Source organism: Actomonas aquatica (genome assembly GCF_019679435.2).
In the GTDB taxonomy this organism is placed as follows: Bacteria; Verrucomicrobiota; Verrucomicrobiia; order Opitutales; family Opitutaceae; genus Actomonas; species Actomonas aquatica.
Genome location: NZ_CP139781.1, coordinates 5,367,218 through 5,389,732 on the forward strand (window position 1 = coordinate 5,367,218; position 22,515 = coordinate 5,389,732).

The following is a 22,515-nucleotide window of genomic DNA, read 5'->3' on the forward strand; positions in this document are numbered from 1 at the left end:
CGTTGGCGCGGCGGGGGGCGGATTGGCCGATCAGGCGGCGAACGAGATACGGCGAGCCGGGCGGCGCATGCCGATCACGTTGCAGGTGAAGTCGATCAACTCTTCGCGATAGCCGCAGAAGGTGAGCACGCGGGAGAGGAAGCGGCGCTTGGTGGGCGTATCGATGTTCATGATCGCCCAGTAGTGGGTGCCGGGGATCTGGCGGGCCTGGTTGTGGCGGCACTGCGAAAGGATGTCCTCGCGGCTCATGCTGAGGAAACGACGGCCGCGGTTGAGGGACTCAATGTATTCGCGGAAGTCGGCTTCGTGCTGCTTCGAGATCCAGCCGAGGATGGCGAGGTATTTGTCGGCATCGGTGAACTTGCTGCGGAACTCGGGGCCTTGGAGATAGGTGATGAGCGGATCCTGCTGGGCCACGGTGGAAACGGGCAGGTGCAGGATGGAGGCGAGCACGTCGTTCGGGCTCTGGTTGAAGTCGGTGGTGAGCCGCTTCAGGGCGTTATAAACGTCTTCGGTTACATCGATCTGCTTCATGGTGGTCACAGGTTGGACCGGTGCGGGCCGGCCGCGACCACTCTGCGATGAACCGGTTTAATTTTGCGGTGAACGGGGGCTCCGCTGCGACGACCCGGGGCGGGGCCTGCGACGAATGGGGCGGATTCTGCGACGAATGGCAGGATTCAGCGTTCGGTCGCAGGCGGGGAAACCGGCCGCTGGAGGTCAAAATCGGTGAAATCGTTCAGGACATCGGGGTAGCGTTTGTCCTGTTTGTAGATCTGGAGGATGCGGGCGTGCTGCACGTCGTCGGTCGGAAAAATTCGCGGCGGCTCACCCGGCAGGAAGATCCCGGTGTAAGCGCGGCGGCGGTCGACGATGCGGCGAATGACGAGCATGGCACGCAGCGAAGCTGCGAAATCCTAAAACACAAAATCCTAAATCCTAAATGGGAGTGGCCTACGCCAACCGCGAAGGCTGACGGTTTTTAGGATTTAGGGGTTAGGGATTAGGATTTTTGGAACGTCAGTTCCACGCGTAGTTGAAGGAGATCGAGATGCGCTCCTCCTGGACCTGGTTGGCGGGGACTTCGTGGCGGAGCCAGCTCTCGAAGAGCACGACGTTGCCGGCTTGGGCGGGGTAGGTGACGAAGGCCTCATTCTCGGGCTTGCACTTGGCCTTGCGGGGCGGGGCGGCCATGAAGCGGTCGAGGCGCGGGTCCTCGAACTTGATGCCAGGGCAACCTTCCGGGGTTTGCACGTAGTAGGTGCCGCTGATGAAGGAAAGCGGGTGGATGTGAAGGGCGTGGGTGGTGCCGGGGGGCATCATGTTGACCCAGCAGTCGGTCATGCGCACGTCGGCGCCGCGCAGGTCGAAGTCGAGGGCCTTGGCGTAGGCTTTGACGTGTTTGTCGATCTTGCGCTGCAGCGCCTCGAAGGTGCTGGAGAAGCGGTGCAGCTCGTTCATCGACGCGTAGCTGGTGTAGCCGCCGGGGTAGTTTTTCTCCGACCACTTGCGGCCGGCGACATCGAAGGCGCGCAGCTGGTCGCACTCGGTGACCAACTCGGCGTTGAGCTTGTCGAGGCTCTTGGGTTGAAGCGGCTCGCAGTAAACGTAGGTGGGGAAGTGCAGGTGGACGGGCATGACGTTTAAAAAGCTGAAATGCTGAAAAGCTGAAACGCTGAAATGAGCGCGCGGCCTACTTGGCGAAAAGTTTGAGGCCGACGATGCCGGCGACGATGAGCAGGATGCAGACGATGCGGGCGACCGTGGCGGGTTCACCGAGTTTCGCCATGCCGATGATGGCGGTGCCGACGGCGCCGATGCCGGTCCACACGGCGTAGGCCGTGCCGATGGGCAGGTGGCGGGCGGCGAGCGCGAGCAGCCACATGCTGCCGATCATGGCGGCCCCGACCAGGAGGCTGGGGCCGAGCTTGGTGAAACCTTGGGTGCTTTTGAGGCCCACGGCCCAGACTACCTCCAAGCCGGCGGCGATCAGGAGCAGCACCCAAGGCATCGGTTTAAAACGCTGAAAGGCGGAAAAGCTGAAAGGGCTTCTGAGGCGACTCAGTGCACGCCGCCCATGAGGCGCTTCACCCACGGGACGAGGGCGAGCAGGATGGCGGTGGCGATGCCCACCCACATGGCTTGGGTGAGGAAGAAGTCGACCAGCGAGGAGGGATCGGACTCGTCGAAGCTGCCCGCGAGCAGACCGGCGAGTTTGTTGCCCAGCGCGGCGGCGAGGAACCAGATGCCCATCACCAGACCGGTGAGGCGAGCGGGCGCGAGTTTGGTCATGGTGCTCAGTCCGACGGGGCTCAGGCACATCTCACCGGCGGTTTGCAGGAAGAACAGACCGAGCAGCCAGATCGGGCTCACGAGGCCCTCGGCGGTGAGTTTGGCCGCCGGGATCATCCAGATGAAGGACACGCCGACGAGCAGCAGGCCGAAGACAAACTTCATCGGCGAGCTCGGGCCGCCTTTGCCGAGTTTGATCCACAGCCAGGCGAAACAGGGGGCCATGAGGATGACCCAGAGCGAGTTGACCGACTGCCACCAGGTGGAGGGGAATTCCGCGCCGAAGACCTCGTTGCGGGTGAGGCGGTCGGCGAAGAGCTGCACGGAGGAACCGGCCTGCTCGAAGATGGCCCAGAAGACCTGGGCGGCCATGAAGAGCACCAGGATGGCGGCCATGCGGCGGCTTTCCTCGGACGGGCGGAAGGCGAAGAAGAGGATGGCGCCGATCTGCACGGCGAAGAGGGCGAAGACGATGGCCTTGTATTCTTCGGCCGCGACCATGAGGCCGATGAGGGCGGCGGAGCCGAGAGCGACGAGGCCGAGTTTGCCCCAGGGGCGGGAGCCGTCGGCTTCCGGAGCCGGCACGTGACCCACGTGGGCGAGGGTGCCGGCGCGGCGCAGGTAGGAGATGAGGCCGAAGGTCATGCCGACGCCGGCGGCACCGAAGGCCCAGTGCCAGCTGCCGTGCGGGTTCATGCCCCAGGATTCGAGCATGCCGCGGAAGGTTTCGGATTGGGCGAGCCAGCCGCAGACCAGCGCGGAGGAGAGGGCACCGATGTTGATGCCCATGTAGAAAATGGAGAAACCGGCATCGCGACGGGCGTCCTCGGGGGAGTAGAGGCTGCCGACCATGGTGGAGATGTTGGGTTTGAGCAGACCCGTGCCGACGGCGACGAGGAAGAGACCGATGAAGAAGGTGGTCTCGGACGGCAGGGCCATGGAGTAGTGGCCGGCGGCGATGACCATACCGCCGATGAGCACGGCGCGGCGGGCGCCGATGAAGTTATCGGCAATAAACCCACCGAGGATGCCGAGCAGATACACGCTCATGGTGTAGGTGCCGTAGATGTTGGCGGCCTTCTCGGTGGAGAAGCCCAGGCCGCCCTCGGCGATCGCGAGGGTCATGAACAGCACCAGCAGGGCGCGCATTCCGTAATACGAAAAACGCTCCCACATCTCGGTGAAGAACAGGGTGGACAGGCCACGCGGGTGGCCCCCGATGCCACCCCGGTCATTCAGCGAATCGACGGGGGCGGAGGAAGTGGATTGGTCGCTCATGCAGTCGTGGTGTGTGTGCCGCGAGCGAAACAAACCGTCGCAGTGATGCGACGATGAAATGGCCGAAGGGACGGAGCGCAGCGGGTTTAGGCGCGATCCATACGGGTTATTGCAACTGCGGTGCAGCCTTGCGGGCGGCGGCGAGCAAGTCGTCGAGGTTTACGCGCTGGCGGATGTCGGTGTGGGTGAAGGCGAAGGTGATGACGCCCTCGGCATTCACGACGTAGGCGGCGGGCACGGGCAGCCAGTGTTCGCCGGGTTGGTCGGCGATGGGGGCGAGATCGAGCCCATGTTCCAAGTAGCGACTATGGGTGGCGGGCTTCATTTGGTAGGCCAGGCCGAGGGCGCGGCTGGCGTGGCCGGCGCGATCGGAGAGGGTGAGTCGACCGTTTTCGGCGGGATGCTCGGCCAGCGCGGCGGCGAGGGTGGCGGGTTGCTCGGGGCTGAAGGCGATGACGCGGAAACCGAGGGCGGTGAGCTGGGGCTCGATGGTGGCGAGCTCACCGAGGTGGGTGTTGCAATAAGGGCACCAGCCGCCGCGGTAGGTGATGAGGATGCTCGGTTGGGCGAGCGCGAGTTCGCGCAGGTCGACGGAAGCACCGTCGGGTTGCTGCAAGGCGGCGGAGGGCACGGGCTCGCCGACTCCGATGGGTTTCGCGGCCTCCGGACCGAGCGGCAGGGCGGCGAGGCCGCTGGTGGACAAAACGAGAGAGCTAAGAGCAGCAGCAAATAAAAGGCGCATGCCGCTGAGAGCGGGCATGCGCCGGAAAATTCCCGAGAAAAAGCGACTGTTTCTCAGTGCTTGGTCTCGACGGTCGCGCCGCGCGGCTGACCGATGGCGCCGAGCAGATCGGTGAACCACGGGGTGGCCGGGTCGAAGGGCTTGCCGCCCTTGATGCGCGGGAACTCGATGGCGCGCAGGGTGCCGCCTTGGTCCTCGTCGTGACCGATGACGCCGCCTTCGAAGCGCATGGCGCAATCGACGGCTTCGTGCACGCAGTCGCGGATGAGGTCGAGGTCGGCCTGATTGGCCGGGGCGGCGCGGGCGAAGTAACCGCTCTTTTGGACGAGCACTTTCTCGGCGCCGATCATCTTGGCGAACTGTTCACCGAACCACTTGCCGGGATTTACGGCGTCGAGCTTCACGTGGCCGAAGGCGTCGCGGGGGACGTCCTGACCCTTGGCTTCCATCTCGGCGACGATGCTTTCCACGCCGGCACCTTCGGAGATGAAGATGTTCACGTTGTCGGTTTCGTCCATGACAGCGCGCAGACGGGTGGCTTCGGCTTCGAGGTCGATGGCCATTTCGGGAATGAAGACGCCGTGAACCTCGAGGTTGGCGCGGGAGAGGCCGAGGCCGGGCACGTAGTCGGACGCGTCGAGAAGCTGGCGGTAGGACTCGGCGGTGGCGGCGGTGAGCCAGCCGCAGTTGCGGCCCATGACCTCGTGCACGATGAGCATGCGCGGGTTGGCGTTGTGCTCGGCCACGACGTTGCGGAAGTAGCGGGCGCCTTGTTCGGCGGCGGTCCAGGCGCCGAGGGATTGGCGGATGGGATAGACGTCGTTGTCGATCGTCTTGGGCAGGCCGATGACGGTGAGGCCGTAGTCGTGCTTGGCGAGGTAGGCGGCCAGATCGGCGGCGGCGGTATTGGTGTCGTCACCACCGATGGTGTGGAGGATGTCGACGCCGTCCTTGATGAGCTGGTCGGCGGCGACCTTTTGCGGGTCCTGGCCTTCCTCAACGAGGCCGCGCTTCACGCAGTCCTTGATGTTGGTGAGCTTCACGCGGCTGTTGCCGATGGGGCTGCCGCCGTGGGCGTGCAGGATGCCGGCGGCTGCGCGCTCGGCCGGGCCCACCTTGTAGCTATCGCCGAGGAGGAGGCCCTTGTAGCCGCCGCGGTAGGCGATGATTTCGATTTCCGGCGCGAGCTCGGTGTAGCGTTCGATCAGGCCGCCGACAGCGGAACTGAGGCAGGGAGCGAGCCCACCGGCGGTGAGCAGAGCAACTTTCTTGGGCTTGGCGTTGTTGGTCATGGCGAAAGAGTCCGCCCATCCAAGGGGTGGAAGCGGCGGCGTCAAACCGGCAGCGGTGGGCGGGCATTGTTCGGCAATTTGTGCGGGTCTGTGCCAAGTCGGTGACATGGCCCGCGTGGAGCGTTTAGGGACGGGCTGGCCGGATGCTGGCATCCAACCTGCTAAAATGGAGATATGCATCTTTCTCATGAATTAAACTACACCACGCGTGCCGCAGCGGTCGTGGTGGAGGTCGCCAACCCGGAGGTCGCGCATGCGTATTGAGTCGCCGCGTGAGTTTGAACGCTTGGGGGCCGTGCGCATTTATGGCCTGCAGAAAGTGTATGAGTTGGATGCCGGTCCGGAGAGCGGCTCCCCCGAAGGCGGAGAGGACTCGGTGGTGCGCCGCGTTTCGTCGGAGGCGCTGCACGAGATCGAGAGCCAGATGGCGATCGTGGTGCCGGTGCGCAACGAGCGTTTGAAGCTCATCGAAGGCGTGCTGGTGGGTATCCCGCACGACTGTCTGGTGATTGTGGTCTCCAACAGCCCGCGAGCGCCGGTGGACAAATTTTTCCTCGAGCAGGAGGCGATCAACAACTTCTGCCGCTTCACCCGCAAGCAGGTGATGGTGGTGCACCAGAAGGATCCGGCGATCGCGGCGGCCTTCTCGGCGGCGGGTTATCACGACATCCTCGACGACAAGGAGCTGGTGCGCAACGGCAAGGCCGAGGGCATGATCATGGGGTCGCTCCTGGCCAAGATGGCGGGCCGCAAATACGTGGGATTTGTCGACAGCGACAACTACTTCCCGGGCGCGGTGAACGAGTATGTGAAGGAGTATGCGGCGGGCTTCTGTCTGAACCCGAGCGATTACGCCATGGTGCGCATCTCCTGGCACTCCAAACCCAAGGTGGTGGAGAACTCCCTCTACTTCGCGAAGTGGGGTCGCAGTTCCCGTCACTCCAACATGTTCCTTAACAAGTTGGTGGGCCATCACACCGGCTTCGAGACCGAGATCGTGAAGACCGGCAACGCCGGCGAGCACGCGCTCACGACCGATCTCGCGATGAGCATCGATTACGCGACCGGTTACGCGGTCGAGACCTTCCACTACGTCCACCTGCTCGAAAAATATGCCGGCATCCTCACCGAGGGTGAAGGCGTGGGCGAAGACATGCATCGCATGGTCAAGATCAGTCAGATCGAGTCGCGCAACCCGCACTTGCATGAAGTGAAGGGGGACGAACACGTCGAAGACATGATCGCGGCCTCGCTGAGCACGATCTACCACTCCAAGCTCTGCCCGGAATCACTCCGCGAGGAAATCGAGCAGGACCTGCAGCGGCGCAACTACCTCAAGGAAGGGGAGCAACTCGCACCGATGCGGATCTACAAGAGTCTGGATCGGATGAATTATGACCAGTTCTTCGCGACGTCGGAGGCCGCGATTCGTGCCGCTGGCGGCACCTCGCTGACGGTCCCGGTGGCGTCGTCGAAGCCGAGCCCCGTCGAGCCGACTCCCGCGGAGACCGCCGAAGACTGACCTGCCAAACGGCTGACTGCATCTGCCCTCATGCCCCTAAGTTCCTTGTTGGATCCCGCCAGCCCCTGGCTGGTGTTCACCGATCTCGATGGCACCCTCTTGGAGTGGTCGTCCTATTCTCCGAAAATCGCGCGACCGGGTTTACTGCGGTTGCGCGAGCGGGGCGTGCCGGTCGTGTTTTGCTCTTCCAAAACCGCCACTGAGCAGCGCGCGCTCCGTCAGGAGCTCGGCATCCGTGCGATCCCGGCGATCGTGGAAAACGGTGCGGCCATCATCGTGCCGGAGTCGACCGGTCTGCCGACGGCGGGCTGGGAGCCGGCACCGGGCGAACCCGGTCGTCGCGCCTTGGCGCTCGGTTTGCCGGTCGCAGAAATCCAAACGCGGCTGGACCGGGTGCGGGCGCGCACGGGGCAGGCCTTGCGTGGATATCGCGACATCAGCGACGCCGATCTGGCGGAGCTCACGGGGCTTTCGGTGGAGTCGGCGGCGCGCGCGCGGCAGCGTGATTTCAGTGAGACGCTGGTGGAGGTGCTCGATGATGAGACGTGGGCGCAGCTCGATGCCGAGTTTGCCCGCGAAGGTCTGGAGTGTCGTCATGGCGGGCGCTTTCACACCGTGACCGGCGCGGGCACGGACAAAGGTCGGGCGGTGCGTCAGGTCATCGAGCTGTATGAGAGTGCCTACGGGCGTTCGGTGCAGTCGGTGGGACTGGGCGACAGTGCCAACGACAAGCCGCTGCTTGAGGCGGTGGACCATGCCTTTTTATTGGCTTTGGAAAACGGGTCCTGGGCGGATCTGGCCACCGATGGTCTGCATCGAGTGGGAGGCCGCGGACCCTATGGCTGGGTGGAGGTGGTTGACGGTCTGCTCGACGATGGCACCGACGACACGGTGAAGCAGAAAAGCGAAACGGCCGAGACAGGTTCGGCGGACGTGTGATCGAGGGCATCGCAGCATTGCCAGCGGTTTGAAGAAACTCATGCTGCGCCGACATGGAGTCCCACGAACTACTCAAGGAACTACTCAAAAAAACGAGTGCGAAGCAGGTCTGCTCCGACTTGGGGCTGTCGCTTTCCTTGATCTACAAGTGGGCCGAGCCGCCGTCCGAGAACGCCGGCAGTGGCGCGGTCAATCCGCTCGACCGGGTGGAGAAACTGATGCGAACCACCGGCGATGTGCGCATCGCCCAATGGGTGGCCGAGCGCGCCGGGGGCTTCTTCATTCACAACCCGAAGGGCGTCAGCCAGACGTCCGAACTCATCCCCTCGACCAACGCGATCGTGCAGCAGTTTGCCGACATGTTGGGGGTGATTGCGACGGCGGCGGCCGATCAAAAAATCACCGACGATGAGGCCCGCAAAATTCGCGCACAGTGGGAGAGCCTGAAGTCGGTGACCGAAGGATTTGTGCAGGCGGCCGAGCAGGGGAATTTCTCCGGCATTCGCGCCGAGTTGGTCGAGCAGCCGCATTGAGCGGTGTGTGGTGAGTGGAGGCGCGGCTCCGACGCCGGGACCTTCGCCGCCCCTAGCGCTGGGCGTGTTTGAGCGCCTTCTGCATGAAGCTGGCGAGGCCTTGGAAGGAGAAGGGCTTTTCGAGGAACCATTTCACGCCGAGGGCGCGGGCGGTATCGATGTCGCGCGCGTTCATGAAGCCGGTGGCGATGATGAGCGGCAGACCCGGGCGCAGCTCAAAGACGCGGCGAGCGATGTCGACGCCGGTGATACCGCCCATGGTGAGGTCGGTGACGACGATATCAAACTGGCGGGGCGCGGCGGTGAAACGTTCGAGGGCTTTGCTGGAAAGGGTGAAGGCTTCGACCTCGTAGCCGAGGCGCTTGATCATGCGGCTGCCGATGTTGACGACCGACTCTTCGTCGTCGACCAGCAGGACGCGTTCACCGTTGCCCTTGGGCAGATCGGTGGGCGTGACTGCCACGTCGAGGGAGGCCGGATCGACGGTGGGGAAATAGACGCGGAAGGAGGTGCCGATGCCCGGTTCACTTTCGCAGACGATGGCACCGTCGTGATCCTGCACGATGCCGTGCACGACGGCGAGGCCCAGGCCGGTGCCCTCGTTGGACGGTTTGGTGGTGAAAAACGGTTCGAAGATGCGTTCGCGGGTGGCGGCATCCATGCCGGTGCCTGTATCCGAAACGCTGAGACAGAGGGTCTGGCGGTTGGCGAGCTGCGGGTAGCTGGCGTAGAGGGAGGGCTCGGCCTCGCCCTTGGTGAGGCGCAGGGTGAGCAGACCGCCGTGGGCGTTCATGGCGTGGCCGGCGTTGGTGCCCAGGTTCATGATGACCTGGTGCAGTTGGGTGCCATCGCAGAGAATGGGCGGCGCGGTCTCGTCGATCTCGATCTTAAAATCGATGGTGGCCGGCAGGGAGGCGCGCAGCAGGCGCACGGCATCATTGATGATGGGCGATACCTGGCCGAGCGCGCGTTGTTGTTCGCGGCGGCGGCTGAAGGTGAGGATCTGGCTGACGAGGTCGCGGGCGCGTTCGCTGGCCTCGAGGGCTCCGGCCAATTCTTCGCGGATGGGGGAGTCGTCGGGGGTCTCCAACTGCACCAACTGGAGGTAGCCGAAGATGGCGGTGAGGATGTTGTTAAAATCGTGAGCGATGCCGCCGGCGAGGGTGCCGATAGCTTCCATCTTCTGCGCTTGGCGGAGTTGTTGCTCGAGTTGGGCGCGATCAGCATCGGCCTTGAGGGAGGCGGTGATGTCACGGGAGATCACCACGGCGCGGCGGGAGCCGTCCGGCGCGCGGTGCACCTGCACGGCGGAGTCGAGGGTGAGCCAGTGCTCCTTGCGATGGCGGATGCGGAGGCGGAGCTGCGCGCGGTGATCGAGCTGCGAAAGCAGCGCATCAATGTCGTCGATGTCGTCGGGGTGGGCGAGGTCGTGGATACGTTTGCCCTCCATTTCGTCGGGCAGGTAGCCGGTGACCGCCTGGTGATTGGGGCTCACGTAGCACAATACGCCTTGGTCATCCAATTCGCAGATGAGGTCGTGGGAGTTCTCCACCAACAGGCGGTAGCGGGCCTCGCTCTCGCGCACACTTTCTTCGGCGGCTTTGCGATGTGAGATGTCCTGCATCATGACGAGCAGGCGGTTTTTACCTTCAAATTCGAAGGCGGAGAAGGAAACCAGCAGGGTGCAGTTGGGGGCGCCGGGTAAGTCGACCTCTCGCTCGATGGTGTGGCGCGAGCCGCTGAACAGCGCGTCACCGACGAGACGGCGGCGCTGGGGCAGGTCGGACCACGCACCGAAGTCGATGGTGCGTTGGCCGATGATCTCGTCGCGGGTTTTGTTGGCTAGACGCTCGGCGGCGGGGTTGGCGTCGACGATGGCACCGTCCTCGATCTCGGTCACGATGGTGGCGATCGGGCTGGCGTTGAAGAGGGTGGCGAAGCGGCGCTTGCTGGCGGCGACCTGGCGCAGGTCGGCATCGTGCTGTTGGCGATAGCACTCGTAACGAATCGCGCGAAGAATGGCGGAACCCACCTCTTCCGGATCCTCCCCCCGCACCATGACGGCAATGCCAGTGTCGAGAACCTGCTTGGTGGCGGTCGTGGTTACGCGTTCGGCGAGCACAATGATGGGCGGATTACCTTGGCAGGCGGTGCGCAATTGGTCGATGGCCGTGGCGTCCAGTTCGATCAGATCCTGCTCGATCAGGACGGCGCGCCAGATGCCGCGACGGGGCAGGGTTTCGAGCTGCTGCGGGTCTGTCAGATGGTCGAATTCGACCTCACAACCCGCCGCCGACAGCGTCTCCGCGTAGGCGGGAACGTGGGAGGCTTGCGGCGCAAAAATGAGAACACGAAATGGAGTCCAGGCAGACATAAACGAAGCTGATCCGACACCACTGACTAAGGGGTGCCAGAGAGCCTCCAAAGTCTTCCCCCTACGGCAACCGATTTTAACTAAGTAATATTTGTCAGTCCGATTTCTCGCGGTGCGTCGGAATGAACTCCTGTTCGACGGCGCGAGCCAGGTGCGGGTGAGCAGGGCCGTGACGCGGTGCAGGCTCGGGGCTCTGCGTCAGAAACGCCACTGGGCGGATGCGGCAAGTCCGAGATCCCACTTCTGGAAATCCGGCACCAAGGGGTCGCTGCTCTCCCGATGATCGAAGCCGACTATGAGGCGCATTTCGGCGTGTCGGCCGAGGGGGCAGGTGGCCGCGAGGCGCGCGCCGACCTGCTGATCGAAACGGTCGCGTTCGGCGGCAGTGTAGTGGCTCGCGAGGTAGCGGAGGGAAGGGCGCAGGTGCCAGCGGGTGCCGATCGTCTGATCGAGGAGAACGGAGATGCTTTGTTCGATACGGTTGTTCCAGTCGTGCGGTAACAAACCGAAGGAGTCAGTGGCGGAAAACCGCATGGCACCATCGCCGCCCAGCACGAGGGTGCGTCCGGCCCCGAGGGGTTTTTGCCAGAACAGCGCCCACTCGGTGGCGAGCTCCTCGTAGAAGGTGTGATCGGTGGCGTTGGCGCGCAGCGTGGAGGCGCGGGCCGTCACCGCTGCATACCAGGGGCCGCTTTGCCAATCGAGGCGGGCGTGCAGGCCGCCAAGGGCGAAGTTGTTGCGATCGATTTCGACCAGATTGACCTTTTCATTTTCGCCCGCGAGGAAGCCGTAGCGGTAGGCCTGCGCCTGCGCGCCGACCTGCCAGCCGAGCGTGCCGCCCCAATGGGCATGGCGGGCCGAGTCTCGGTTCAGGCCGACCTGGGCCACGGTGAGGGTCGATGTCGCGGGATCGGTCTCGACGAGGGTGACATTGGACGTGGCGGTGATTTCGAGATCAGCCCAGAGCTGCCACCGATGCGGTTTGGGTTGGGCGATCAAAAGGTATTGAGGGCCGACGTCGTCGAGCTCGCCGACGAAGAGCGACGGGACCGTTGCTTGGCCGGATGCGGTCGCGGATTGCGCCCGGGAGGCGGGGACGAGGAGGACCGGAAGAAAGATGGCGACAATGAGACGCCAATTGAGAGGGCTGCGGTGCTTCATCCGTTGCCGGGATTTGGAGTGGTGATCGTGATGGTCGGGGCGGCGCGGCCGGTGCCGCCGGCGGCGGTCGAAACGTGGTCCTGAGCGGGCGCGCCGTCATAGGTGACGTCGCGCACGAAGTTGACGAAGCCCGGCTGCACGGTGGCGTTGGTATTGGGATTGGGAGCGAGCTGGCCGGTCTCGCTGACGAGGCGCACCACGGAGTCGGCGGGGAACGCGACATTCGTCAGGGCGATGGTGCGGGCGCCGAGGTTGATGGTGGCAAAGCCGGCGAAATCGAGCAGGCGCGCCTCGATGAGGTTGACCGCGGTGGTTTGAAACACGGCTTCGGGGGCCACGACCTGCCAAGTCAGCCCGTCGAGCCGGGCGGTGTCGCCGGAGTCGGCCCAGAAATCGCCCTCCAGCAGGAAGTGGGTGTCGCGCAATGCCAGGTCGGCGGCGAGCGCGGCGAAGGTGCCACCCTGCGAGCGTATTTCGCTTCCGGATACATCGAGCAGCCCGTGCGGAGCATCGATGTTGACGGCGCTGGGCACCACGGAGTCGGCGCCGATGAGATCGCCGGCGTGCAGCAACTCGTCGGAGATGATGAGATCACCGCCGTGAGACTGGAGGAGCAGACCGCCGCGGGTGTTGCTCACGGAGCCACCGGCGAGGAGCAGCGTGAGGTCGGTGTCGACGTAGAAGGTAGTGGGGGTGGCTTCGACCGGAAAGTCGGCGATGATGGCGGCCCCGGCCGGCACGATGACCTGCGGCGAAAACAGCCGCAGGTAGTTCACGTCGGCGAGGTCGGTGAAGGTAGTGGATCCGGCGAAGGCGATATACTCCTTGCCGACAAAGTTGAAGGCCGACACTCCGGCGGCGGCGAGGCTGAGCTCCGGCGTGGTGATGTCGACCCGCAGACCGAGCAGGCCGGTAAGCAGGGTGTCGGACTCGAGGTTGAGGAACTCACTTTCGCTCGCGGGAATGAGAAACTCGGAGCGAAAGACGCGGTTGTTGGGCAATGTCGGCGAGTCGAGCACGACGGCGGAATTGAGCGCGAGTCGCTGGTGTTGATTGAAGTCGCCCACGAGGTTGTCGTCGGCGTCGGGTCCGGCGGCTTCGATGCCGTTGACCTGCGTGTCGCTGGTGGCGCTGTAAACGAGGAAGCCGGTGGCGAGGTAGTGGCCCTGACCGACGGCGCGTTGTTGGTCGGCGATGGCGCGATCGATCTTCGGTTGGGACGCGAGTGGACGTTTGAAGCCTTTGACCAACTTTGAGTCCTTTACTTGGCGTTCGAGGTCGAAGTGCAAGGTGGGGCCGGGGGTGCCGGTGCCGAGTCCGCCGGGGCGCACAAAGAGCATTTGGCCGGCGTCGAGTTCGCGCCGGGCGCCGGAGTTGAAATCCACTTGGGCGCGTCCTTCGAGCACCAGCAGTTTGAAACCGCCGTCGGTGGTGGCCGCGGCGATGATGGTGGTGCCGAGAACCGAGGCCGAAGCGGAGGGCGATTTGATGGTGCCTCCGCCGCGGCCGCTAGGGGAGTGGAACAGCACGCTGCCGCGATCGAGCTGCATGGCGCGGGTGGCGCGGTCGAAGGCGAACAAGGTGTTGGAGCCGAGGCGTGTGATGGTGCCGTCGGGGGCCTGCAACTCAGCGCGGGAGGCCCGGCCGGTGCGCAGGCGGTCGGGGGCGTGCAAGTGATCCTGCAAGCGGGCGGGCGCGGCGTGGCCGTCGGGCATCGTGATGAGGGTGACGTCGTTGACGACTTCGATGACTTCGGACTCCTCCAAGGCGCGGGGGGCGGCGATGGTTTGGGTGGCGGCCAGCACCAGGAGGCCGGTAAGGCGGGGCAGCACAGTTTTCATGAGGCGGATCATTTGGCGGTCAGATCGAGCGGGGCGGTCGGTGCGGCGTCGGCGCACAGCTGTTGGCGACGGGTGAAATAAGGGCGGAGGTCATGGGCTCCGGCGGCTGCGGTTGCGGCCTCGGCCCAAGCCACGCCAGCCTCCGCGGTGCGGCCCTCCTGCCAGGCTTGGTGAGCGCGCAGCGCGGCCGGCCACCAGGGCGGCGACGGAGCGGCCAGAGGACCGATTGGAATGAAGAGTTCCAGGGCGGCTCGCTTGCCTTTGAGCCGGGCGGGACCGACGGGCAGAAAGCGGTGGCGGTCGGCGAGGAGTTCAACGATGCGCGGACTCACCAACACATCTGTGTCGAGCGGGCGGTTGGCGGTCTCGAGGCGCGAGGCGGTGTTCACTGCGTCACCCATGACGGTGAACTCCATGCGGCGCGGGTGGCCCACGTTGCCAAGCATGACTGCGCCGTGGTGCAGGCCGATGGCCATGCGCAGTCGCGGGTGGTCGGGTATGGTGGCCCACTCCGCGTTGAGGCGAGCCAACGCCGCCTGCATGGCCAGCGCAGCGGCGACGGCACGGGCACTGTCCTCAACGGGACCTTCGCTGCGCGTGTCACCCCAAACCGCGAGCACGGCATCACCGATGTATTTCTGCAGTGTGCCGCCGTGAGTCAGCACGCAGTCGACGATGGCGGCGAAGTAGGCATTGAGCTGGGCGACGAAGGCTGCGGGTTCGGCGTCTTCGACCCAGGCGGTGAAACCGCGAAGGTCGGCGAAGAGCACAGTCACGTCACGCCGCTCGCCGCGCAAGGAAGCGGAAAAGGCGTCGGGTTGATCGGCGATGAGGGAGGCGATCTCTTCGGAGACGTAGCGTCCCAGCATGCGGCGCAGTCGGCGGCGTTCGCGTTGTTCGCTCACGAGCTGGGCACCGATGCCGAGCGCGGCGCCACCGGTCCAGGCTCCGGCGGGAGCGACGCAGGGCAGGACTAGATTGGTGGCGGCAAAAGCGACGAAGCAGAGCAGCACCCAAAGCAGCAGACCGGCGATTGCCCAGGTGACTTGCAGGCTGGCGCGGCGGGGTCGCAGCGTAACCAGCAGGGCGATGAGGGCGAGGCTGCTCACCAGCGCCACGGTGGTCCAGCGGGGCGGCTCGACGGGGTGGCGGCGATCGAGGAAGGTGGCAAACGCGGCGGCCTGAGCCTGCACGCCGGGCATGCGGCCAAGCGGAGTGAGGTGCACGTCTTTGAAGCGGACTTCGGAAAGCGGGCCGATCCACACGACGCGATCGCGAAATCGATTGTCGTGATCGAGCCACGCGCTGTTCCACCGATCCGGCAGGAAGAGGTCTTCGATGGGCACCACCGGAACGTCGGCTGCGGGATGACGGAAGTCGATTCGGCCGTGGGGCATGGCGGGGGTGCTCGGGTCGAGGGCGCGAGCGGCGGCGAGGGCGAGTGACGGTGCGATGCCGGCGGGATCGGACGGCAGACCGAGCAGGGCGGCGGCGTCCAGGGTGCTTTCGCTGTGGCGCAATACGCCGTCGGGATCGGGCCAGACGTTGGCGAAGCCGTTGAAGGCACCGGCGTCGAGGAGCGGCAATGAAGGTTCGAGGAGCACGGCGGTGCCTTCGCCAGCGAGGGAGTGATCAACCTGCCACAGCGAGGCCAGCACCACCGGGGCACCGGGTTCGGCAAGGGCTTCGGCGAAGTCGGCGTCACCGGGATTGGGGCCGGCGAAAACGATATCGAAAACGATCAGACGCGCACCGGCGGCCCGCAGGCGTCGCACCACGGCGGCGTAAACGCGGCGATTCCATGGCCAGTTTCCTGCCATTTCCCCGAGGATCGGATCCTCCGCCACCGACTCGGGCGCGCGCTCGGCGAGCGTGAAGCTACTGTCGGAGAGGCCGACGACCACCGGGGGTGGGGCCGGTTCGGGCAGCAGTTTTTGGCGCAGGCTGAAACGCTGGTCGATGGCGATGCCTTCGAGCGCTTCGATCCAACTCCAGGTCCCCAGCCAGACACTCGCAAGAATCAGCAGGCCCACGCCCAGTGCGAGGCGGCGCGGGGTGAAGGAACGAGAGCGTGGGGAGCTGGAAGAGACGCCGAACATGACGGCCGGGGAGAACCGGCCGACGATTCAACTCCGCTTACATGAACGTCGCATGAGCGTGGCATGAGAAGTTTTTCATAAAACCCCGCGGGAGAACGGAGTGGGGAGGCTGCCCCTAGGGCTCGCGGTGCGTCGGAATGAACTCCTGTTCGACGGCGCGAGCGAGCAGCGCGGGCGGGATGAGGCCCTGCTGAATGAGGAAGTCATTGAAGGCGAGCCGGTCAAAACGGTCGCCAAGGGCCAGCTCGGTGCGGGTGCGCAGGGCCATGACGCGCAGGTAGCCGTAGAAGTAGGCGGTGGCCTGGCCGGGGCTGCGGAAGGTGTAGCGGTCGAGCTCCTGTTCGGTCATGGCGTCGGACAGGACGACCTCTTCGCGCAGGATGCGGCCGGCCTCCTCGCGGGTGATTTGGCCGAGGTTGAGCATGGGATCGAGGAAAGCACGGCTGGCGCGCAGCAGGCGGAACTGCAGGGCGATCATCTGGCCCTCGAGCGGCTCGTAGGGTTTGAGTTCGGCTTCGGCGTAGAGGGCCCAGCCTTCGACGTTGACGCTGTTGAAGGCGAAGAAGCTGCGAGCGACGGAGACCCCGCGCTCGACCATGGCGGCAAACTGTAGCTCGTGGCCGGGACGGCCTTCGTGGGCGGTGAGCGTCCAGGTGGCGGCGTTGAAGGTGAAATCGTCGAAGGTCACCGCTTCCTCGCCGTCGAGGGGCGGGGTGCCGGTGGTGAGCACAAAGGTGCCGCGCTCTTCGCCGGTGCCGCCGGTGAGGGGCGGGGGCTGCATGTGGGGCGCGGGTTGGGCGGCGTTTTCGGCTTCGGTGGCGAGGCGAATAGCCATGGGACGATCGGGCAGGGTGACGATGCGCTCGCGGCGGATGATGTCCTCGATTTCGGCGATGACGGCTTCATAGGTCGGGATGACATTGTCGGCCGGAATCTGCTCGGCCTTCAGGCGGCGAATGACCTCGGTGTAGTCGGTGGTGTCCCAACCGCGTTCGGCGGCGATGAGGCCGGCGAGGGTGCGCATCTCGTTGCGGATCTCGGCGTAGGCGGTCTGGGCGCGCTCGATGAGTTCGGCGGGCGGGATGTCGAGACCGACGCCGCGGAGGTTTTGAGCGTAAACCGGGGCGGGCAGGCGGGAGTCGGTGCGGGCGGCGGGCAACACGGTTTCGCGCACCCACGCGTCGTGGGCGGTGAGCTCGGTCTCGAGTTGGTCGAGCAGCGGGTTGACGGCCTCGGCGTCGAAGTCGGGCGCGGCAAAGAGGGCGCGGATGCCAGCGATGAAGCGCGGCGTGTTGGCAAGACCCTGTTCCAACTGGGAGCGGAAGGGGTGGGTGAGCTCGGGGTCGCTGGCGGCCTCGGCGTAGCGCGCGCGGACCTGCGCGGGGAGGCTCAGGTAGCGTTCGAGGCGACTGAGGGCGGCGGGGCGATGCTCGGGGGCGGCGTCGGGTTTGAGCAGACCGAAGAGTCCTTGGTAGATCAGTTGGCTCGCGTTGACGTAGGGCACCATGTGCTGCTCTTGGATGAGGCTCGTCTCCACGTTTTCGTCGGCGGCGTCGATGAGGATGGCGAGGTCTTCGCGGACGAAGGGGTTTTCCTCGGCTTCGAGGCGGCGGCGGTAGTGTTCCCGCACGGTCATCACGGCGGAGCGCAGGCGGGCACCGCGGTCGGGGCCGAGATCGATGATCTGATCGTGGTAATCGCCGAGACCGAGAAAGGTGAGCATCTCGGGCTGGAACTGGCCCAGCACCTCGACGAGGGCTTGGGATTCTTCGTTGCTGCGTTCAACCCACGACGGGGTTTGGGCGGAGAGCCAACACGTGGTGGCGACGAGGAGGAGCGAGAGACGGCGGATCATGAGGCAGCGTGGCTCGGACGCCGGAGTCGGGTGGCGGCGACCGGAGGCGGGTTTAGGATTTGGCCAAGAGGTGTTGGGTCAAAAAGGCGTTTTGAGCGGCGGCGAGTTGCTTGAGACCGCTTTGGGCGAGGCCCAGCAGTTCGCTGAACTGGGCGGGGGAGAAGGTGGCTTCCTCGCCGCTGCCCTGGACTTCGACAAATTGGCCGGCGCCGGTCATGACGATGTTGGCGTCGACCTCGGCGTCCCGGTCTTCGATGTAGGGCAGGTCGAGCAGGGCGGTGCCTTTGACGATGCCGACGGAAACGGCGGCGATCGAGTCCTTGAGCGGGTTTTCCTTGAGGCGGCCGGAGTCGAGGAGCTTTTGCACGGCGAGGCGCGCGGCGACGTAGGCCCCGGTGATGGAGGCGGTGCGAGTGCCGCCGTCGGCCTGGAGCACGTCACAATCGATCCACAGCGTGTTGGGTCCAAGTTTCTCCAAATCGACGATGGCGCGCAGGGAGCGACCGATGAGGCGTTGGATCTCGATCGAGCGACCGTCGGCTTTGCCGCGGGAGATGTCGCGGGCTTTGCGATCGTGTGTGCTGTAGGGAAGCATTGAATACTCCGCGGTGATCCAGCCGCCGGAGACATTTTGGGCCCGCATCCAACCGGGCACTTTGGCTTCGATGGTGGCGCCGCAGATCACGCGGGTGTCGCCGAAGGAAACGAGGACGGAGCCGGTGGCGTGGGGGGCGATGTCGGGTTGGAAAGAAATGGAGCGCAACTGGTCGGCGGCGCGGCCGTCGGCGCGGGTGAAATTGGACATGCCGTCACCCCATGGTCCGCGCTGGGGAGTGGCAAGGCGCATTGAGCGGGATTGGCCAGTTGCGGTGCGCAGGGGCGAATAGGGGGCAACGATACGAAAATCAGATTTGGGGGCGATTTTTGCTGATAGGGTTTGGGGCCCATCCTTAGTTTGGTGAAAAATAGTGCGGCAGATCTGGTGGCAGGTTTACTCAAGTCCACCAACATCAAGCCGATAGGTAAACGTTGGCGATGATCCCCAGTCAGTCTGCTTTTTCCCTTTATCCCGGCCGCCGACGTCGGTCTCTGATGCGTTGGGGAGTGCTCCTCCTCTTGGCTTGGGCTGCGGCACGGGGCGTTGGGGCCGAGCCGATCACGCGATTGGACGATATTTGGGCGATGAGTCCGGCGGAGCGGGCGGAGGAGCATCCGCTGCGTATCGAGGGGCGGGTGGGCTACGTGGACCGGCTGTGGGGCAACCTGTGGTTTGAGCAAAATGGGGAGGCGCAATACGGGCGGTTGGCGGGAGATCCGCCGGCGTTTGAGAACGGCATGCTGTTTAGGTTGGAGGGCATGTATGTGCCGGATGAAGGCCTGAGCGCCGCGCGCACGACTTTGACGGTTTTGGGCAAAGCACCGCCGAAGGAAGTGCTGGACGTGAACGGGCGGGTGAACGAGATCGCGCGCTTTGATCGTCGCACGGTGCGTTTGCGAGGCGTGGCGGACACGCAGCAACTGATCGATGATGAACACCTGCGCATCGTGCTCATCGTGGATCAGCGGCCGGTGGTGTGTTGGGTGCCGCCGGATGATCCCACGGATTTGCCGGACTTCAGAGGTCGGGTGCTCGAGGTGACCGGGGTCTATTCGGGACGGGTTGATCCCTCGGGCAACCAGTCGACGATTGAGATTTGGGTGGCGGAGGAATCGCAGTTGGAGGATCGGGGGGCGGTGGCGGAGTCGGCGTGGTTTGACGGCGAGACCCTCACGGTGGGCGAGTTGGCGCAGCGCCCGATCGGCACGCGGGCCGTGGTCACCGGAGTCGCCACGCGACGCGCGGTGGGCGAGGGGCTGTTGTTGCGAGGGGCCGATGGCGACGTGTGGGTGCGCACGATCCAGGAACAGGTTTTTGGGCGGCAGGAACCGGTGGTGGTGGCGGGCACGATTGCCATGGATCAGACCCGGCGGATATTGGACCGGGCGTTGGTGCAGGCCTTGCCGGAGTCGGAGGCGAAGCAGGTGCGGCAGGCGCTGGCGACGGTGCCGGGGCGGGTTGAAAAGATTCGGGAAATGAGCCGGGCACAGGCGGAGGAGGAGCAGCAAGTCGAGTTGCTGGGGACGGTGACGTGGAGCGTGCCGGGTTTTGATTTTTTCTACCTCTCGGATCTGACTGGCGGCACGCGGGTGCGGTTTGATCCGCAGACCTCTCAACCGCCGGCCCTCTACAAATATCTGCGCCTGCGCGGCCATACCATCGCCGGGCCGGCGGGGCCCGAGGTGATGATGCATGCGATGGAGGATCTGGGCGCGCGCGGGCACCCGGTGCCGCTGCCGGTCACGGTGCGTGATGCGTTGGCGGGCGGGGTGGAAGCGCAATGGGTGGAGATGCGAGGCTTCATCCTGGGCACGGAGTCGGAAGGGGATTGGCGACGGCTGCGCATGACCTCGCCGGCCGGCGACTTCACGGTATTGCTCAATTCGCCGGTGGATTTTGTGGCCACGCCCGGATCGTTGCTGCGGGTGCGCGGCGTGCTCGAAACCACGCGGGATGAGCGTGGTTTGATCGAGCAGGTGAAACTGCGGACGCCCTTCTTACACGACATCCGTCTGGAGGAGGAGGCGCCGGCGGATCCGTTCTCACTGCCGCTGGTGCCGCTCACCCATCTCGAGCGTCGCTCTGTATTGGAAGAAATGATACGATTGCGGGTGGCCGGTCGGGTGGTGCACGCACGCCCGAACGGTTCGTTGGTGATCGAAGACCGTCTGGGTGGGGTGCAGGTGTTTTTGCGCGCGCCCGGTGAGCCGGTGGTCGCGCGGGGCGAGGTGGTGGAAGTGGTGGGCATTCTCGGGCGGGACGGCGCCCGTGCCGTATTGCGTGATGGTTTGGTGCGGGCGGCGGACGAGACGTTGGTGCCGGCACCGGTGTCCGCGCACGCGCTCGGGGTCTCTCACCTGTTGGATTCGCGGCATGATGCGCGTTTGGTGCAGCTGGAGGGACGGGTGGTGAGCCGGTCGGAAACCCCGCGGGAGGTGAGGTGGAGGATGGTGACCGATGGGGTCGACTGGGATGCGTGGTGGCCGCGGTCGGCCGGGAAAGCGCCGGAGGGCTTGCGGGTGGGCAGTGTGGTGCGGCTGACCGGCGTGGGGGGGCTCGTTTTTGGCAATACCCTGCGACCGGAGAGCTTCGAGCTGGAGTTGCGTGATGCGGGGGATGTGGAGGTGTTGCGGCGACCCAATTGGCTGACGGTTGAGGGCGCGCTGTATTTGATGGGCGGGTTGGCGGTGCTGGCGTTGCTGGCGGCCGGGGCGGTGCTGGTCCTGCGCCGTCAGGTGCAGCGCCAAACCACGTTGTTGCGCGAACAGTTGGAGCGGCAACGAGAGTTGGAAGGGCAGTTGGAGCGAGATCGTCGCTACCGCGCGGTGGGGGCTTTGGCGGGCGGGCTGGCCCACGATTTTAACAACCATCTCACGACCATCATCGGGAATCTCTCGCTGCTGCAGATGGATCCCGACTTGGGGGAAGAGCAGAATGAAACACTGCAGGATGCGGCGAAGAGCGCGCGCTTGGCCCGCGATCTGACCTCCCAATTAACGACCTTGGCCAAGGGCGGGGCGCCGGTGACCCGACCGATGGTGGTGGCTTACTGGGTGGAGCGGGCGGTGCGTAAAGCGTTGCCAGCGGAATGGCGTTTGGAGGTGTCGCCGAGCGAACCGGAATGGGTGGCGCAATTGGACGAAAATCAGATGGCGCGCACCCTGCAGATTCTGGTGAGTCATCAGGTGCGGCGAGTCGGCGGAGTCGGGACCCTGACGCTGAAAGTCGAACGTGTGCCGGATCGACGTCAGCTGCGCATATGCCTGAGCGATGGGGGGGCGGCGCCGTTGGCCGGGGTGCTGGAAAGTCTGTTCGATCCTTACGGCAAGTCGCTGTATGGCGATGAGCGATTTGACATGGCGTTGGCCTTCTCAGTGGTGCGACGCCACAACGGCGAACTGGTGGCGCGAGCGCATAACGGGTTGGAGTTTGAGATGCGGTTGCCTTTGTGGGAACCGGCTCCGGAAGAGCCCGCTCCGGCAATATTACCGACAGCAGAACCAGCGAAGGCTCCGGTGCAGGAGCCGAAAGCGGCGTTGAATGTGCTGGTGCTCGAAGATGAACCCACCGTGGCCACGGTGGTGGACCGGATGCTGCATCGGCTGGGGCATCAGGTGCGAGTGCTGCCGGAAGGCAGCGCCCTCGTGGAGCTTTATGCGGCAGAGCAGGCGGCCGGTCGTAAGGTGGATGTGGTGATTTTGGATCTCACCGTGCCGGAGGGCATGGGCGGGCTGGAAACCTTGGCGCGCTTGCGCCAATTGGACCCAGCCGTCTGGGCCGTGGCTTCGAGCGGATACTCCCACGACCCGGCGATGTCGCAGCCGCGGGAGCACGGGTTCAGCGATGTGTTGCGCAAACCGTATCAGTTTGCCGACCTGCTGGCGGTGTTGCAGCGGGTGCGTGACGCCTGACCGCGGTCACTGAACCGTCCCAAAAAAAAGACCGCCGGGGTGGCCGGCGGTCGAAGGGTGTAGGGAGATTTAGGATAC

17 protein-coding genes are annotated in these 22,515 nt (G+C 65.0%); 4 read left to right on the forward strand and 13 right to left on the reverse strand.

Annotation, left to right across the window (positions count from 1 at the left end; translation table 11 throughout):
- Positions 1–30 precede the first annotated feature (30 nt).
- From K1X11_RS20530 to K1X11_RS20560, 7 genes are all read right to left on the reverse strand, one after another.
- On the reverse strand, positions 31–534 hold the full coding sequence (locus K1X11_RS20530) for a hypothetical protein (protein ID WP_221029381.1): 504 nt from the start codon (positions 532–534) through the stop codon (positions 31–33).
- Positions 535–680: 146 nt separating this feature from the next.
- Positions 681–893 (reverse strand): hypothetical protein, encoded by a 213-nt coding sequence (locus K1X11_RS20535; protein WP_221029380.1) that lies wholly within the window; start codon positions 891–893, stop codon positions 681–683.
- 127 nt (positions 894–1,020) lie between these two features.
- Positions 1,021–1,638: a TIGR02466 family protein gene (locus K1X11_RS20540; protein ID WP_221029379.1), complete on the reverse strand. Its 618-nt coding sequence runs from the start codon at positions 1,636–1,638 to the stop codon at positions 1,021–1,023.
- A gap of 55 nt (positions 1,639–1,693) precedes the next feature.
- Positions 1,694–2,011, reverse strand: a complete 318-nt coding sequence (sugE, locus tag K1X11_RS20545; protein ID WP_221029378.1) for a quaternary ammonium compound efflux SMR transporter SugE — start codon at positions 2,009–2,011, stop codon at positions 1,694–1,696.
- 50 nt (positions 2,012–2,061) lie between these two features.
- The gene (locus K1X11_RS20550) at positions 2,062–3,570 is read right to left on the reverse strand and encodes a peptide MFS transporter (protein ID WP_221029377.1); all 1,509 of its coding nucleotides are present in this window, start codon (positions 3,568–3,570) and stop codon (positions 2,062–2,064) included.
- A 106-nt stretch (positions 3,571–3,676) separates the two neighbouring features.
- Positions 3,677–4,330 carry a peroxiredoxin-like family protein gene (locus K1X11_RS20555; RefSeq protein ID WP_221029376.1) on the reverse strand — a complete coding sequence of 218 codons (654 nt, stop codon included), beginning with the start codon at positions 4,328–4,330 and terminating at the stop codon, positions 3,677–3,679.
- A 35-nt stretch (positions 4,331–4,365) separates the two neighbouring features.
- On the reverse strand, positions 4,366–5,604 hold the full coding sequence (locus tag K1X11_RS20560) for a pyrophosphate--fructose-6-phosphate 1-phosphotransferase (protein WP_221029375.1): 1,239 nt from the start codon (positions 5,602–5,604) through the stop codon (positions 4,366–4,368).
- Positions 5,605–5,857: 253 nt separating this feature from the next.
- Between K1X11_RS20560 and mpgS the strand changes: the two genes are divergently transcribed.
- From mpgS to K1X11_RS20575, 3 genes are read left to right on the forward strand one after another with little or no spacing between them, the layout of a single operon-like run.
- Positions 5,858–7,126 (forward strand): mannosyl-3-phosphoglycerate synthase, encoded by a 1,269-nt coding sequence (mpgS, locus tag K1X11_RS20565; RefSeq protein WP_221029374.1) that lies wholly within the window; start codon positions 5,858–5,860, stop codon positions 7,124–7,126.
- A gap of 30 nt (positions 7,127–7,156) precedes the next feature.
- A complete protein-coding gene (locus tag K1X11_RS20570; RefSeq protein WP_221029373.1) occupies positions 7,157–8,065 on the forward strand; it encodes an HAD-IIB family hydrolase in 909 nt (302 codons plus the stop codon).
- 53 nt (positions 8,066–8,118) lie between these two features.
- Positions 8,119–8,598, forward strand: coding sequence for a phage regulatory CII family protein (locus tag K1X11_RS20575; protein ID WP_221029372.1), 480 nt, complete (start codon positions 8,119–8,121; stop codon positions 8,596–8,598).
- Positions 8,599–8,650: 52 nt separating this feature from the next.
- Here the strand turns inward: K1X11_RS20575 and K1X11_RS20580 are convergent, their stop codons facing one another.
- From K1X11_RS20580 to rph, 6 genes are all read right to left on the reverse strand, one after another.
- Positions 8,651–10,972 (reverse strand): PAS domain-containing sensor histidine kinase, encoded by a 2,322-nt coding sequence (locus K1X11_RS20580; RefSeq protein WP_221029371.1) that lies wholly within the window; start codon positions 10,970–10,972, stop codon positions 8,651–8,653.
- 198 nt (positions 10,973–11,170) lie between these two features.
- Positions 11,171–12,133, reverse strand: a complete 963-nt coding sequence (locus tag K1X11_RS20585; protein ID WP_221029370.1) for a hypothetical protein — start codon at positions 12,131–12,133, stop codon at positions 11,171–11,173.
- On the reverse strand, positions 12,130–13,974 hold the full coding sequence (locus tag K1X11_RS20590) for a FecR family protein (RefSeq protein WP_221029369.1): 1,845 nt from the start codon (positions 13,972–13,974) through the stop codon (positions 12,130–12,132). The genes K1X11_RS20585 and K1X11_RS20590 overlap by 4 nt, the downstream gene beginning before the upstream one ends.
- Positions 13,975–13,982: 8 nt before the next feature.
- Positions 13,983–16,073 carry a CHASE2 domain-containing protein gene (locus K1X11_RS20595; RefSeq protein ID WP_221029368.1) on the reverse strand — a complete coding sequence of 697 codons (2,091 nt, stop codon included), beginning with the start codon at positions 16,071–16,073 and terminating at the stop codon, positions 13,983–13,985.
- Between the two features lie 115 nt (positions 16,074–16,188).
- Positions 16,189–17,928 carry a DUF885 domain-containing protein gene (locus tag K1X11_RS20600; protein ID WP_221029367.1) on the reverse strand — a complete coding sequence of 580 codons (1,740 nt, stop codon included), beginning with the start codon at positions 17,926–17,928 and terminating at the stop codon, positions 16,189–16,191.
- Positions 17,929–17,980: 52 nt separating this feature from the next.
- Positions 17,981–18,733 carry a ribonuclease PH gene (gene rph / locus K1X11_RS20605; RefSeq protein WP_221029366.1) on the reverse strand — a complete coding sequence of 251 codons (753 nt, stop codon included), beginning with the start codon at positions 18,731–18,733 and terminating at the stop codon, positions 17,981–17,983.
- A gap of 299 nt (positions 18,734–19,032) precedes the next feature.
- Here rph and K1X11_RS20610 point away from each other — a divergent pair, with 299 nt between their 5' ends.
- A complete protein-coding gene (locus K1X11_RS20610) occupies positions 19,033–22,437 on the forward strand; it encodes a response regulator (protein ID WP_221029365.1) in 3,405 nt (1,134 codons plus the stop codon).
- Positions 22,438–22,515 lie beyond the last annotated feature (78 nt).